The sequence below is a fragment of the Pelagerythrobacter sp. genome, assembly GCF_041912895.1.
Taxonomy (GTDB): Bacteria; Pseudomonadota; Alphaproteobacteria; order Sphingomonadales; family Sphingomonadaceae; genus Pelagerythrobacter.
Genome location: NZ_JAYSGI010000001.1, coordinates 972,824 through 984,806 on the forward strand (window position 1 = coordinate 972,824; position 11,983 = coordinate 984,806).

At 66.8% G+C, this 11,983-nt stretch carries 18 protein-coding genes; 16 read left to right on the top strand and 2 right to left on the bottom strand.

Annotated elements, in window-relative coordinates; all coding sequences use genetic code 11:
- Positions 1 to 18 precede the first annotated feature (18 nt).
- The 11 genes from ACE3QC_RS04905 to ACE3QC_RS04955 all read left to right on the top strand — a co-directional run bounded on the left by ACE3QC_RS04905 (position 19) and on the right by ACE3QC_RS04955 (position 6,672).
- Complete coding sequence (locus ACE3QC_RS04905; protein ID WP_374405986.1) at positions 19 to 429, top strand: VOC family protein; 411 nt, start codon at positions 19 to 21, stop codon at positions 427 to 429.
- Between the two features lie 19 nt (positions 430 to 448).
- Positions 449 to 1,162, top strand: a complete 714-nt coding sequence (locus ACE3QC_RS04910; RefSeq protein WP_374405987.1) for a DUF1428 domain-containing protein — start codon at positions 449 to 451, stop codon at positions 1,160 to 1,162.
- Positions 1,163 to 1,196: 34 nt separating this feature from the next.
- On the top strand, positions 1,197 to 1,565 hold the full coding sequence (locus ACE3QC_RS04915; RefSeq protein ID WP_374405988.1) for a DUF1428 domain-containing protein: 369 nt from the start codon (positions 1,197 to 1,199) through the stop codon (positions 1,563 to 1,565).
- 5 nt (positions 1,566 to 1,570) lie between these two features.
- Complete coding sequence (locus ACE3QC_RS04920) at positions 1,571 to 2,221, top strand: glutathione S-transferase family protein (RefSeq protein WP_374406651.1); 651 nt, start codon at positions 1,571 to 1,573, stop codon at positions 2,219 to 2,221.
- On the top strand, positions 2,221 to 3,018 hold the full coding sequence (locus ACE3QC_RS04925; RefSeq protein ID WP_374405989.1) for a VOC family protein: 798 nt from the start codon (positions 2,221 to 2,223) through the stop codon (positions 3,016 to 3,018). Before ACE3QC_RS04920 ends, ACE3QC_RS04925 begins: the two co-directional genes overlap by 1 nt.
- Positions 3,019 to 3,029: 11 nt before the next feature.
- On the top strand, positions 3,030 to 3,506 hold the full coding sequence (locus ACE3QC_RS04930; protein ID WP_374405990.1) for a VOC family protein: 477 nt from the start codon (positions 3,030 to 3,032) through the stop codon (positions 3,504 to 3,506).
- A gap of 4 nt (positions 3,507 to 3,510) precedes the next feature.
- On the top strand, positions 3,511 to 4,185 hold the full coding sequence (locus ACE3QC_RS04935) for a dihydrofolate reductase family protein (RefSeq protein WP_374405991.1): 675 nt from the start codon (positions 3,511 to 3,513) through the stop codon (positions 4,183 to 4,185).
- Positions 4,185 to 4,862: a glutathione S-transferase family protein gene (locus ACE3QC_RS04940; RefSeq protein ID WP_374405992.1), complete on the top strand. Its 678-nt coding sequence runs from the start codon at positions 4,185 to 4,187 to the stop codon at positions 4,860 to 4,862. Before ACE3QC_RS04935 ends, ACE3QC_RS04940 begins: the two co-directional genes overlap by 1 nt.
- Before the next feature lie 42 nt (positions 4,863 to 4,904).
- Positions 4,905 to 5,618: a DUF899 family protein gene (locus tag ACE3QC_RS04945; RefSeq protein ID WP_374405993.1), complete on the top strand. Its 714-nt coding sequence runs from the start codon at positions 4,905 to 4,907 to the stop codon at positions 5,616 to 5,618.
- A 68-nt stretch (positions 5,619 to 5,686) separates the two neighbouring features.
- Positions 5,687 to 6,325, top strand: a complete 639-nt coding sequence (locus ACE3QC_RS04950) for a glutathione S-transferase family protein (protein WP_374405994.1) — start codon at positions 5,687 to 5,689, stop codon at positions 6,323 to 6,325.
- Positions 6,322 to 6,672, top strand: coding sequence for a GFA family protein (locus ACE3QC_RS04955; RefSeq protein WP_374405995.1), 351 nt, complete (start codon positions 6,322 to 6,324; stop codon positions 6,670 to 6,672). The genes ACE3QC_RS04950 and ACE3QC_RS04955 overlap by 4 nt, the downstream gene beginning before the upstream one ends.
- Here ACE3QC_RS04955 and ACE3QC_RS04960 read toward each other — a convergent pair.
- Positions 6,669 to 7,262 (bottom strand): J domain-containing protein, encoded by a 594-nt coding sequence (locus ACE3QC_RS04960; RefSeq protein WP_374406653.1) that lies wholly within the window; start codon positions 7,260 to 7,262, stop codon positions 6,669 to 6,671. The two genes, ACE3QC_RS04955 and ACE3QC_RS04960, sit on opposite strands and share 4 nt — an antisense overlap.
- Positions 7,263 to 7,314: 52 nt before the next feature.
- Between ACE3QC_RS04960 and ACE3QC_RS04965 the strand changes: the two genes are divergently transcribed.
- Genes ACE3QC_RS04965 through ACE3QC_RS04985 form a run of 5 tightly spaced genes read left to right on the top strand, consistent with a single transcriptional unit; the run spans position 7,315 to position 10,901 of the window.
- On the top strand, positions 7,315 to 7,590 hold the full coding sequence (locus ACE3QC_RS04965; protein WP_374406655.1) for a BolA family protein: 276 nt from the start codon (positions 7,315 to 7,317) through the stop codon (positions 7,588 to 7,590).
- Complete coding sequence (locus tag ACE3QC_RS04970; RefSeq protein WP_374405996.1) at positions 7,590 to 8,309, top strand: glutathione S-transferase; 720 nt, start codon at positions 7,590 to 7,592, stop codon at positions 8,307 to 8,309. The genes ACE3QC_RS04965 and ACE3QC_RS04970 overlap by 1 nt, the downstream gene beginning before the upstream one ends.
- On the top strand, positions 8,306 to 9,190 hold the full coding sequence (locus ACE3QC_RS04975) for a pirin family protein (RefSeq protein ID WP_374405997.1): 885 nt from the start codon (positions 8,306 to 8,308) through the stop codon (positions 9,188 to 9,190). The genes ACE3QC_RS04970 and ACE3QC_RS04975 overlap by 4 nt, the downstream gene beginning before the upstream one ends.
- Positions 9,187 to 10,002 (top strand): SDR family NAD(P)-dependent oxidoreductase, encoded by an 816-nt coding sequence (locus ACE3QC_RS04980; RefSeq protein ID WP_374405998.1) that lies wholly within the window; start codon positions 9,187 to 9,189, stop codon positions 10,000 to 10,002. The genes ACE3QC_RS04975 and ACE3QC_RS04980 overlap by 4 nt, the downstream gene beginning before the upstream one ends.
- Positions 9,999 to 10,901, top strand: coding sequence for an alpha/beta fold hydrolase (locus tag ACE3QC_RS04985; RefSeq protein WP_374405999.1), 903 nt, complete (start codon positions 9,999 to 10,001; stop codon positions 10,899 to 10,901). Before ACE3QC_RS04980 ends, ACE3QC_RS04985 begins: the two co-directional genes overlap by 4 nt.
- Here ACE3QC_RS04985 and ACE3QC_RS04990 read toward each other — a convergent pair whose 3' ends face one another.
- Entirely contained in the window at positions 10,902 to 11,969 is a 1,068-nt protein-coding gene (locus ACE3QC_RS04990) for a DUF2332 domain-containing protein (RefSeq protein ID WP_374406000.1), read from the bottom strand.
- Between the last annotated feature and the right edge of the window lie 14 nt (positions 11,970 to 11,983).

Here is an 11,983-nt window from a genome sequence, read left to right on the forward strand (position 1 = left end):
CCGGAGAGGAGAGAGGACATGAGCGACGATCTGCAATTCCCCGGGGTTACCGCGCACCTGACGATCGGTGACCGGCGTGCGCAGGAGGCCATCGCGTTCTACCGGACGGCATTCGGCGCCGAACTGTTGATGGACCCGCACCTGGCGGACGACGGCGAGCGCATCATGCATGCGACGCTCGTCATCAACGGCAGCCCGGTGATGCTCAACGACGACTTTCCTGAATACGGCGGCGGGGCGGGCAAGCCGGCGGCGGTGACGCTGCACCTCCAAGTCGATGATGCCGATGCCTGGTTCGCCCGCGCGCTGGAAGCCGGCGCAAGCGAGACGATGCCGCTGGCCGACCAGTTCTGGGGCGACCGCTACGGCCAGGTGACCGATCCGTTCGGACACCGCTGGTCGATCGGCGCGCCCGCCACGCAAGACTGATTTCCGAAGGAGAGAGACGATGGCCTATTTCGAAGGATTTGTCGGCGCGGTGCCGACCGCGAACGAGGAAGGGTATCGCAAGCATGCCGCTGGCGCTGCGCCGCTGATGAAGGAGCTGGGCGTTGGGCGCATGGTCGAAAACTGGGGCGACGACGTGCCCCACGGCAAAGTGACCGATTTCTATCGCGCGGTGAAGGCGAAGGACGACGAGACCGTGGTCTTCTCGTGGTTCGAATATCCCGACAAGGCGACCCGCGACGCCACCAACGAGAAGATCATGAGCGACGAGCGGATGAAAGCTTTCGGCGAAGAAATGCCGTTCGACGGCAAGCGCATGATCCTGGGCGGGTTCGAAGCGATCGTCGACGAACGCGGCGAGGGAACGATGGGCTATACCGATGGCTACGTCGCGCCGGTCCCCACCGAAAACCGCGAAGCCTATCGCGAAATGGCGCAGACGATGGCGCGCAAGTTCGTCGATCTCGGCGCGGTTCGCGTGGTCGAGGCGTGGGGCGACGACGTGCCGACCGGCGAAGTGACGGACTATGCCCGCGCGGTGCAGGCCGAGGATGGCGAACAGGTGATCTTCTCGTTCGTCGAATGGCCCGACAAGCCAACCCGCGACAAGGCCTGGGAAACGATCATGTCCGACACCTCGATGCAGGGGCAGGAGATGCCGTTCGACACCAAGCGCATGTTCTGGGGCGGCTTCCGCTCGCTGCTCGACGCCTGACGCCGCACTCGTACGCAAACCAAGGAGAAATGCCTTGTACGTCAATGGTTTCGTCCTCGCGGTGCCCTCGGACAAGAAGGACGAATACAAGCAGGTCGCCGAGAAGTTCTGGGAGATCGCCAAGGACTACGGCGCGAAGTCGCAGATCGAATGCTGGGAGGTCGACGTGCCCGACGGCAAGACGACCGACTTCCGCCGCGCGGTCAAATGCGAGGATGGCGAGAAGGTCGTCTTCTCGTGGGTCACCTGGGAGGACAAGGCGACCGCCGACGCCAGCCACGACAAAATGATGGCCGATCCGCGCATGAAGGACTTCGGCGCGGGAAACGGCAGCGACATGCCGTTCGACGGCAAGCGCATGATCTACGGCGGGTTCGAACCGCTAGTGTGGCAGGAGGCGTGAGCGCGATGCCGGACCCGGTGACGATCTGGACCTACGATTGGGTGCCGGAGGGGCCGCGCGGCTTCGTGCGCGATCTCCGGCTGCGCTGGGCGTGCGAGGAAGCGGGCATAGCCTACGATGTGCGCAGCGTCGCCTTCGAGGATCGCGCGACCAACCACCTGGACCGTCAGCCCTTCGGGCAGGTGCCGATGCTGGAGGACGGCGAGGTCCGCCTGTTCGAGAGCGGCGCGGCGCTGATTCACCTCGCGCGCCGGAGCGAGGCGCTGATGCCGCGCGATCCGGCGGGCGAGGCCGAGGCGCTACAATGGCTGGTGGCCGCGCTGAACTCGGTCGAGATGGTCTCGGTACCGTGGTGGTTCCTGACGATCTCGGGCGAGAAGGACAATAAGCTCACCGGGTGGATGGACCAGCGGCTCGGCCAGCTCGAAGCCGTGCTGGCGGAGCGGGAATGGCTGGCCGCGGGGCGGTTCACCGCCGCCGACCTGCTGATGGCGGACGTGCTGCGTGTGGGCCTGCTGCGCAAGCATGGCGAGCGCCCGGCGAGCGAAGCCTATGTCGCGCGTGTAACCGGCCGCCCGGCGTTTGCCAAGGCGCATGCCGACCAGCTTGCCCACTTCGGGGCGGCGGACAAGCATAGAGAAACGGAGACGGCATGATGAGCGAGGATCGCGGAGCTTTCATCTGGTATCAATTGATGACCCCGGACGCCGCAGGCGCGCGCGAATTCTACCGCGCGGTCGTCGGCTGGGCGATCGACGAGCGGGGTGAGAGCCTGCCCGGTGGCGGTGAATACCGCATGATCCGCCGTGCAGATGGCGGGACGCAGGGCGGCGTGCTCACGCTGGCGGGTCCGATGGCGAGCAATCCGGCCGGCTGGCTGGGCTATATCCATACGCCCGATGTCGATGCGGCGGCGGCGCGGATCATCGACGCGGGCGGCGCGGTGCACGTGCCCGCCGCCGACATGCCCGGCGTCGGCCGGATGGCGATGGTCGCCGATCCGCAGGGCGCGGTGTTCTACCTCATGACCCCTACCCCGCCCCCCGGCGATCCCGACGCGAAGAGCGACGTGTTCGATTACGAAAAGCCGCAGCGGGTCCGCTGGAACGAGTTGCAGACCACCGATGTCGAAGCCGCGGTGGCGCTCTACGGCGAGCTGTTCGGATGGGAACAGCGCGACAGGATGCCGATGGGCGAGATGGGCGATTACCTGTTCATCCACCACCGCGAAGGGATGATCGGCGCGATCATGCCCAGGATGCCCGACGTGCCGCAATCGGCCTGGACGTTCTACTTCGGCGCCGACGACATCGACCGCGCGGCGCAGGCGGTGACCGATGGCGGCGGACGGCTGCTCGGCGAGATCAACGAAATCCCCGGCGGCGAATTCGCCGTGCACTGCGCCGATCCGGCAGGCGCGACATTCGGGCTGGTCGGCCCGCGAGTGGCTTGAGGAGAGAACCCATGAACAAGAACACGATCTGCCTGTGGTACGACAAAGAAGCGGAGGACGCCGCGCGCTTCTATGCCGAAACCTTCCCCGACAGCGCGGTAAATGCGGTCCACAAGGCGCCCGGCGATTTCCCTGACGGCAAGGCAGGGGACGTGTTGACGGTCGACTTCACCGTCTGCGGCGTGCCCTGCATGGGCCTCAACGGCGGGCCGACCTTTCCGCAGACCGAAGCCTTCAGCTTCCAGATCGCGACCGAGGACCAAGCGGAAACCGACCGCCTGTGGAATGCGATCGTCGGTAACGGCGGCACGGAAAGCGAATGCGGCTGGTGCAAGGACAAGTGGGGCGTAAGCTGGCAGATCACGCCACGAACGCTGACCGAGGCGATGGCGGCGGGCGGCGACGAGGCTCGGCGCGCGTTCGAGGCGATGATGACGATGCGCAAGATCGACGTCGCGAAGATCGACGCCGCGCGGCGCGGAGACTGAACCGGTGGCGCGCAAGATCAGGGCCGGGGCGTTCCTCTCGCTCGACGGCGTGATGCAGGCGCCGGGCGGTCCGACCGAGGATCCGACCGACGGCTTCGCCGAAGGCGGCTGGGTCTTCAAACTGTGGGACGAAGGCATCGAGCCGACGCTCGGCACGCTGTTCTCCGGCGAATACGACCTGCTGCTCGGCCGCCGCACCTACGATATCTTCGCCGCCTACTGGCCCTATGCCGAAGGCGACAACAAGCCGATGAGCGAGGCGTTCGACCGCGCGGCGAAATACGTGCTGACGCGCGGAAACCAGCCGCTCGAATGGCAGAACAGCCACCGCCTCGGCAGCATCGACGACGTTGCAAAGCTCAAGACGGGCGACGGGCCCGATCTCGTTATCCAGGGATCGAGCACGATCTATCCCGGCTTGCTCGCCGCCGGGCTGATCGACACGTTGACGCTGATGACGTTCCCGGTGACGCTCGGCACGGGCAAGCGGCTGCTGGGCGATGGCACCCCGGTCGGGCGGATGGAAATGACCGATCACACGGTCACCGCCAAGGGCACCTTCATCGCCACCTACAAGCCCGGCGGCGCGCTACCGCCCTACCCCGAGGAAGCGCCGATCCCGGCCACGAGCGAGCGCGAAGCCGCCCGGCAGGCGCGGATGAAGGAGGGCAACTGGTGATGCTCGAACTGCATGGCCACCCCTTCTCGTCCTACACCTGGAAAGCGCTGATCCCGCTCTATGCGAACGGCACCGAATTCGCGTTCCGCGAGATCGATCCCTCGGTGCCCAAGTTCGAGAGTTTCACCGGCAAGGTGCACCCATCGGGTCAATTCCCCGTGTTGGTCGACGACGGCACCGTGGTGGTCGAGGCCACCAGCATCGTCGAGCATCTGGCGGTTCATCACCCCGGCCCGGCCCCGCTCATCCCCGCCGACCCGGCCGAAGCGGTGGTCGCGCGGATGCTCGACCGGGTGTTCGACAACTACGTGATGGGCAACATGCAGCGGGTGATCGCGGCCTATTTCGTCGACAAGGACGATCCCGGCGCCGGCGGGCTGCGTGACGAACCGTTCGCACCCGAGATCGCCGCCGGCAAGGCCGGGCTGCGCCGCGCCTATGCCTGGCTCGAGCACTGGCTCGGCAAAAGCGACCTGCCGCCGCACGTGTCGCTCGTCACCTGCGCCGCCGCGCCCGCGCTGTTCTACGCCGATTGGATCGAGCCGATTCCCGATATCCGCCCGCGCCTCGCGGCGCTGAGGGCCGAGTTGCTCGCGCTGCCGGAGGTCGCGCGCTGTGTCGAAGATGCGCGACCCTACCGGCCCCATTTTCCATACGGCGCGCCCGATCGCGACTGATCACCGAGGAGAAAGCCAGTGTCTGTCGATAGTTTCCCCCGCATGGCCTATCCCAACGAAAGCGCCGAATACCGCACGGCGCGCAACGCGCTGCTCGATGCCGAGATCGCGCTGCGGCGGCAGACCGAGGCGGTGGCCGAGATGCGCCGCGCGCTTCCGCCCGGCGGCCAAGTGCCGGAGGATTTCGTGTTCGAACGGATCGGCGCGAATTCGCGCGTCGAGAAGGTCCGGCTGTCCGAACTGTTCGGCGACCACGCTACGCTGATGCTCTACAGCTACATGTTCGGGCCCGATCGCGACCAGCCCTGCTCGGGCTGCACCCACCTGCTCGACTGCAACGACGGCGCCGCGCGGCATATCCCGCAGCGCGCCGCGTTCTACGTCGTCGCCGGATCGCCGATCGCGCGGCTCGCCGCCTGGGCGCACGAGCGAGGGTGGGACCACCTCAATCTGCTTTCGACCGCAGGCAACGAGTACAACGACCAATATTACGGCAACACCGCCGCACTGACGCCCGCGATGCGCCAACTGCGCGGCTACAAGCCCGACGAGAACTGGGACGAACCGATGCTCAATGTCTTCCGGAAGGATGGCGACACGATCCGTCACTTCTGGGGCAGCGAGCTGGTCTACACGCCGAAAGATCCCGGTCAGGACAACCGCGGGCTCGATTTCATGGACCCCGTGTGGCTGCTGCTCGACACCACGCCAGAAGGGCGCGGCGCCGATTTCTTTCCGCAAGTCGACTACGATTAAGCGCTGCGGCGCCAATTGACATGTAGATTTTGTTCACTCAATGTTCTGATCGAACGGGAGCGATTCGCATGGCCGAATATACCTTCTTCACCAATCCAATGAGCCGCGGGCAGATCGCCCGCTGGGCACTGCACGAGGCCGGCGCCAACTACGAGCAGGTGCTGGTCGACTGGTCGGACAAGCCCGAGGCATTGCTGAAGGCGAACCCGATCGGCAAGGTGCCGACGATCGTCCATCACCATGGCGGGCACGATCATGTCGTCACCGAAGCGGCGGCGATCTGCCACTATCTCGCCGAGGCGAACGCGCCCGACCTTCTGCCCGGTGCGCACGAGAAAGCCGACTATTTCCGATGGCTGCTGTTCTCCGCCGGGCCGCTGGAACAGGCGATCACCGCGAAGGCGATGGGCTGGGAGGTTCCCGAAGGTCGGCAAGTAATGGCGGGCTTCGGCAGCTACGAGCGCACCGTCGGCGCGCTGGAAGACTGGTTGGGTGCGCGCGATTTCGTGTGCGGCGACCGGTTCACGATGGCGGACGTCTATGTCGGCAGCCAAGTCGATTGGGGCCTGCAATTCGGCTCGCTGCCCGAGCGCGACGCGTTCAAGGTCTACGCCGAACGCTGTCAGGCACGCGACGGCTACAAGGCCGGGAAGGCGATCGACGGCGAGTTGATCGCCGCGATGCAGGCAGAGGAGAAATCGTCGTGAGCTATACCGCGAGCTGCCACTGCGGCGCGATCGGGGCGACGGTCGCAGGCGATCTGCCGGGCAAGGCGATGAGCTGCAACTGCTCGATCTGCAAGCGCAAGGGCACCGTGCTGCATTTCGTGCCCGCCGCCGAAGCGGACATCGCCGCACCCGCGGGCAAGCTGAGCGATTATCAGTTCAACAAGCGGGCAATCCATCATCAGTTCTGCACCGATTGCGGCTGTTCGCCGTTCTCGGTCGGCACGGGACCGGACGGCAGCGAGATGGTCGCGGTGAACCTGCGCTGCGTGCCCGAATGCGACCTCGATGCGCTGGAGATCGCGCAGTACGACGGCGCGTCGCTTTAGGCGATTGCGGCGCATTTCCTCAGGAGTTGGTAGGCTTCGACCACGCGCCCCAGCCGCCCCTCGAACTTGCGGTCGCCGCCGTTGCGGTCGGGGTGATAGCGGCGGACGAGTTCGGAATAGCGGCGGCGCAGGCGCTGGCGGTCGGTGTCCGAGCCGAGGCCCATCGTCTCCAGCGCCTGGACTTCCTCGCGGCTGAACCTGCCGTCCATCGCCATCTTCGCTTCGCGTTCGGCCCGGCTGCGGATGCCCCCCGCCCGCGCGGCGATGGCATCGAGGGGATCGTCGAAGTCGGCCCAGCGCGGCATCCCGTCGATCCCGGCGGTCGGGCGGAACGAGGGGCTTTCAGTGCGCCAGCCCGCGCCCGGCGCCTGCGCGTGGAGGATTTCCTCCGCGCTCATGCCTTCGAACCAGTCGTAGCCCGCGTTGAATTCGCGCACGTGATCGAGGCAGAACCAGCGCCAGCCCCCCGGTCCGTCGAACGAATTGCCCTGCCCGCCGGGCGCGCGAAACTCGCCCGCCTCGCGGCAGCCCGGCATCTCGCACCTCTGCTCGCTGTCTTCGTATCGTCCGTGGAACTTGCTCTGCTTCACGTCCATTAGGATGGGCATGGACAAGCCGAATGGGAACCCCCAAACCATGCCGATGGCCGGGCCTTTGCAGAACGAAATCGAATCCCTCCTCACCAATTCCTTCGCGCCGACGCGGCTGGAAGTGATCAACGATAGCGCGCAGCATCGCGGCCATTCGGGCGACGATGGCAGCGGCGAATCGCACTTTACCGTGGTGATCGAGAGTGAAGCTTTCACCGGCAAGAACCGGCTTGAGCGGCAACGGCTGGTCAATGCCGCGCTGGGCGACATTCCCGGCGAACGGGTCCACGCACTCGCGATCCGCGCCTTCGCGCCGGGAGACGCCTGATGGCCTACGACCTGTGGTACTGGCCGAGCATTCCGGGACGCGGTGAGTTCGTGCGGCTCGCGCTGGAAGCGGCGGGCGTGGCCTACCGCGATGTCGCGCGTGAGGACGGGGTTAAGGCGCTGACGGCCGATCTTGAAGCGCGCAGCGGCATCCGCCCGTTTGCCCCGCCCTATCTCACCACCAGCGCGAAGGGCGGCGAGTTCGCGATCGCGCAGGTCGCGCACATCCTCGCCTGGCTGGCCGACCGGCACGGCTTCGGCGCGGGCGAGCTGGAGCGCGATCTCGAACTGATCCAGCTTCAGCTTACGATCTCGGACATGGTGGCGGAGGTCCACGCGGTGCACCACCCGATCGCGGGCAGCCTCTATTACGACGACCAGAAGGACGCCGCGCTCGAAGCCGCGGTGCGCTTTCGCGACGAGCGCATTCCCAAGTTCCTCGGCTATTTCGAGGAAGCACTGGGCGCGAACGAAGGGCCTTTCGTGCTTGGCGTGAAATGGAGCCACGTCGACACCTCGCTGTTCCTGCTTGTCGAAGGGCTGCGCTATATGTTCCCCAAGCGGATGGAGGAAGTCGGCGGCGATTATCCCAGCCTCGCGGCCTGCCACGATGCGGTCGGCGAACTGGAGGGCGTGGCCGCTTACCGCAAATCGGACCGCTGCATCCCCTTCAACGAAGACGGCATCTTTCGCCATTACCCGGAGCTCGATGGCAAATGATCGAACAGACCATCACCCCCGACACCCATGATCTGGGACAGTTCGAGGTGCGGCGCGCGATCCCCTCGCGTGCGCGGACGATGGTGGGGCCGTTCATCTTCGTCGACCAGTTCGGGCCGGCGCAACTCGATATCGGCGCGGGGATGGACGTGCGCCCGCATCCGCATATCGACCTCGCCACGGTGACCTGGCTGTTCGAGGGCGCGATCGATCACCGCGACAGCCTCGGCACATTTGCCACGATCCGCCCGGGGCAGGTCAACCTGATGACCGCCGGGCGCGGGATCGTGCACTCGGAGCGCAGCCCGCAGGACGAGCGCGACCGCGGCGCGAAGCTCTACGGCATGCAGACTTGGCTCGCGCTGCCCGACGGGCAGGAGGAAATCGACCCGGCCTTCGAGGCGCAGACCGATCTTCCAGTGGTCGAGGACCAGTGCGCGAAGGCGATCGTCATCATGGGCGAGCTGTGGGGCAAGCGCGCGGCGACGACCACGCATGCCGACACGATCTATGCCGACATCGTGCTCGCCGCATCGGGCGCGCTGCCGATCGAGGCCAAGGCGGACGAGCGCGCGGTGATGCTGGTGGGCGGCGAGGCGAGCGTCGACGGCCAGCCGCTCGGGCTTTACGAATTGACCGTGCTCAAGCCCGGCGCCGAAATGACGCTCGCGAGCGAGCGCGGCGGGCGAGTGATGCTGCTCGGCGGCGAGGCGTTCACGACGAAGCGCCACGTGTGGTGGAACTTCGTCAGTTCGGATCGCGAACGGATCAACCAGGCAAAGCACGACTGGAAGGACGGCAAATTCCCCAAGGTGCCGGGCGACGAGGATGAATTCATCCCGCTTCCCGACAAGCAGCCCAATACGGTGAGCTACCCATGAGCTTCGCAGACCAGACCGTCTGGATCACCGGCGCATCCTCGGGCATCGGCGCGGCGCTGGCGCGCGAGTTCGCCGGGCGCGGGGCGAAGATCGTGCTGTCGGGGCGTGACGAGGCGCGGCTGGCGGCGGTGGCGGATGCGCTCGATGTGGAAACGCTCACTCTCCCCTTCGACGTGCGCGACGATGCGGCGCTGGCCGCGGCGACCGCGCAGGCGATCGCGTGGCGCGGCGGGGTCGACGTGGCGGTGGCCAACGCGGGCATCTCCCAGCGCAGCACCGCGCTCGAGACCGACATGCAGGTCTATCGCGACATCATCGCCGTCGACCTGACCCAGCAGATCGCCTTCGCACAGGGGTTGATCGGGCACATGGCGGAGCGCGGCAGCGGGCGGCTGGTTTTCATTTCCTCGGTCGCGGGCAAGGTCGGGGTGCCGATGCGCACCGCCTATTGCGCGGCCAAGTTCGGGCTGATCGGCTATGCCGACGCGCTGCGCGCCGAACTGTCGCAAAGCGGCGTGGAGGTCCATGTCGTCGCACCCGGCTCGGTCGCGACCGACGTCAGCCGCAACGCGCTGACCGCCGACGGATCGGCGCGCGGCAAAAGCGACAAGGCGATCGAGAACGGCATTCCGGCAGGCGAGGCGGCGCAGGAAATGGTCGACGCCATCGCGCTCAATCAGCGCGAGATCGTGGTCGCGCGCGGAATGGAGGAGGCGATGGGCAAGCTGCGCCAGACGCCAGACCAGTTGTTCGACCAGGTCGCGGCGATGGTCGCCGCGGGCTATGTCGAGAAGATGGAAGCGGAGGGATGAGCATGGAGCAGACGCGTGCGGCGCTCGCTAACGGGATCGAGCTGGACGTGGTCGACACCGGGCCGAAAGATGCGCCTGCGCTGATCTTCCTCCACGGCTTTCCCGAAAGCCATCGCACCTGGCGCCATCAGATCGCGCATTTATCGGACCGCTTCCGCTGCGTCGCGCCCGACCAGCGCGGCTATCGCGGATCGTCGAAGCCGCAGGAAGTCGAGGCCTACACGCCCGACAAACTGATCGGCGACGTGTTCCTGCTCGCCGACGCGCTGGGGATCGAGAAGTTCACGATCGTCGGCCACGACTGGGGCGGCGCGATCGCTTGGGGCACCGCGCTCGCCGGGCAGGCGAACGGGCGCGTGACGCGCGCCGTGATCGCCAATGCGCCGCATCCGGCGATTTTCCAGCAGCTGCTGTATACCAACGAGCACCAACGGGCCTCCAGCCAGTACATGCGCGGCTTCCGCGACCCCGAAAACGACGCGCTGGTGCGTGAGCACGGCCTCGCCGGTATCCTGATGAAGGAAATCAAGTGGGATCGTCCGAGCGCCATGGAGCCGGAGGAGCGCGAGGCGCTGCTGGCGGACTGGCAGGATCGCGAAGCGGCGTTCGGCATGCTCAACTGGTATCGCGCGAGCTCGGTCGACGTGCCGCCGCTCGACGCGCCCTATGCCCGCCCCGAAGGCTGGACCCCGCCGCCGTTGCCCAAGCTGACGATCCCGACGCTGGTGGTCTGGGCAATGGACGACCTCGCGCTGCCGCCCGAGAACCTTGAGGGAATGGACGCGATCATCGACGACCTGACGATCGTGGAAGTGCCCGACTGCGGGCATTTCGTGCCGTGGGAAGCCCCCGAGGCGGTCAACACGGCTCTGGATGAATTTCTTGCGCGGACCGAGTAACTAACCCAGCCATTTCACCCACGCGCCGTGCGGATGCGCGGTCGCGAGCAGCGTCCATTCGTCTGGCCCGGGCCAGTGGCGGGCGCGCAATTCGTGCGCGAAGGTTTCGCGGTTGGTTTCGAGCATGAGCCAGGCGAGCGGCTTCTGTGCGGTCGCGGCCCGCCCCGCCCGCTCCATCGCCGCCACGATACGGTCGCGTGCGGTTTCGGGCAGATATTGCCAGACGATGGAGTGGAACAGCGTGCGCGCCACGCCCTCCACCTGTGGCTCGGCGAGAACCTCTTCCACCCATTCATCGGCGGCCATGCGGTCGAGTTCGGGCGCACGGTCTTCCGTCAGCAGCGCAGCGCGGTCGATCCGGCCCATCCGCTCGCGCGCCTCGGGCCAGACATAGCTCTTCAGGCGCAGCACGGTGTCCGGATCGCGCAAGTCCAGCGGCTTGACGTCGCAGCCGCGAATGCCCTCGATCGTCACCGGGTCGCCGGGCGGAGGAGCACCGCGCCATTCGGGGGCGAGGCGGATCGGAGAGGTCGCCGGCCCCGCGCTCACCCCGCCGAGATCGAAGCGAAACCGCTCCATCATCGTGTTGATACCCGCGCTGGCGCCGATCTCGTTCATCTCGAAACGTGGACCGATCCTGCCCGACAGCCACATCAGGCCGGCCATGAGGCTGGCCGAGCGACCCGCCTCGTTGGTCTGCGGCGGATGGTCGAGCCATGGCAGGAGAACGTGATCGAACGTCTCGACCAGACCGACGACGAGATCGTCGACCTTGCCCTGGTCGGTCGTAATCCCGGCATAGACCGGCTCCAGCCGCCGGTCGGTGCCGCTCAGCAGCAGATAGTGCAGCCCGCCGACGATGCGCAGCGGCATCGCGTCCTCCACCACCAGCCCCTGCCAGTTCGCCATGCGGCGGCCCACGGCGGTGTCGGTTTCGAGCACCGGCAAGAGGCCGCGGATCACCCGCGCGGTGCCGGGCGCTCCGGCGTTTTCGGCGTGATCCGCTTGCCATGCGATCCCTTCGGGGACCGAGCGGGTATGCATGATCGCCTCTGCGCTGCCTGCCATCTCCATTGCCCTTT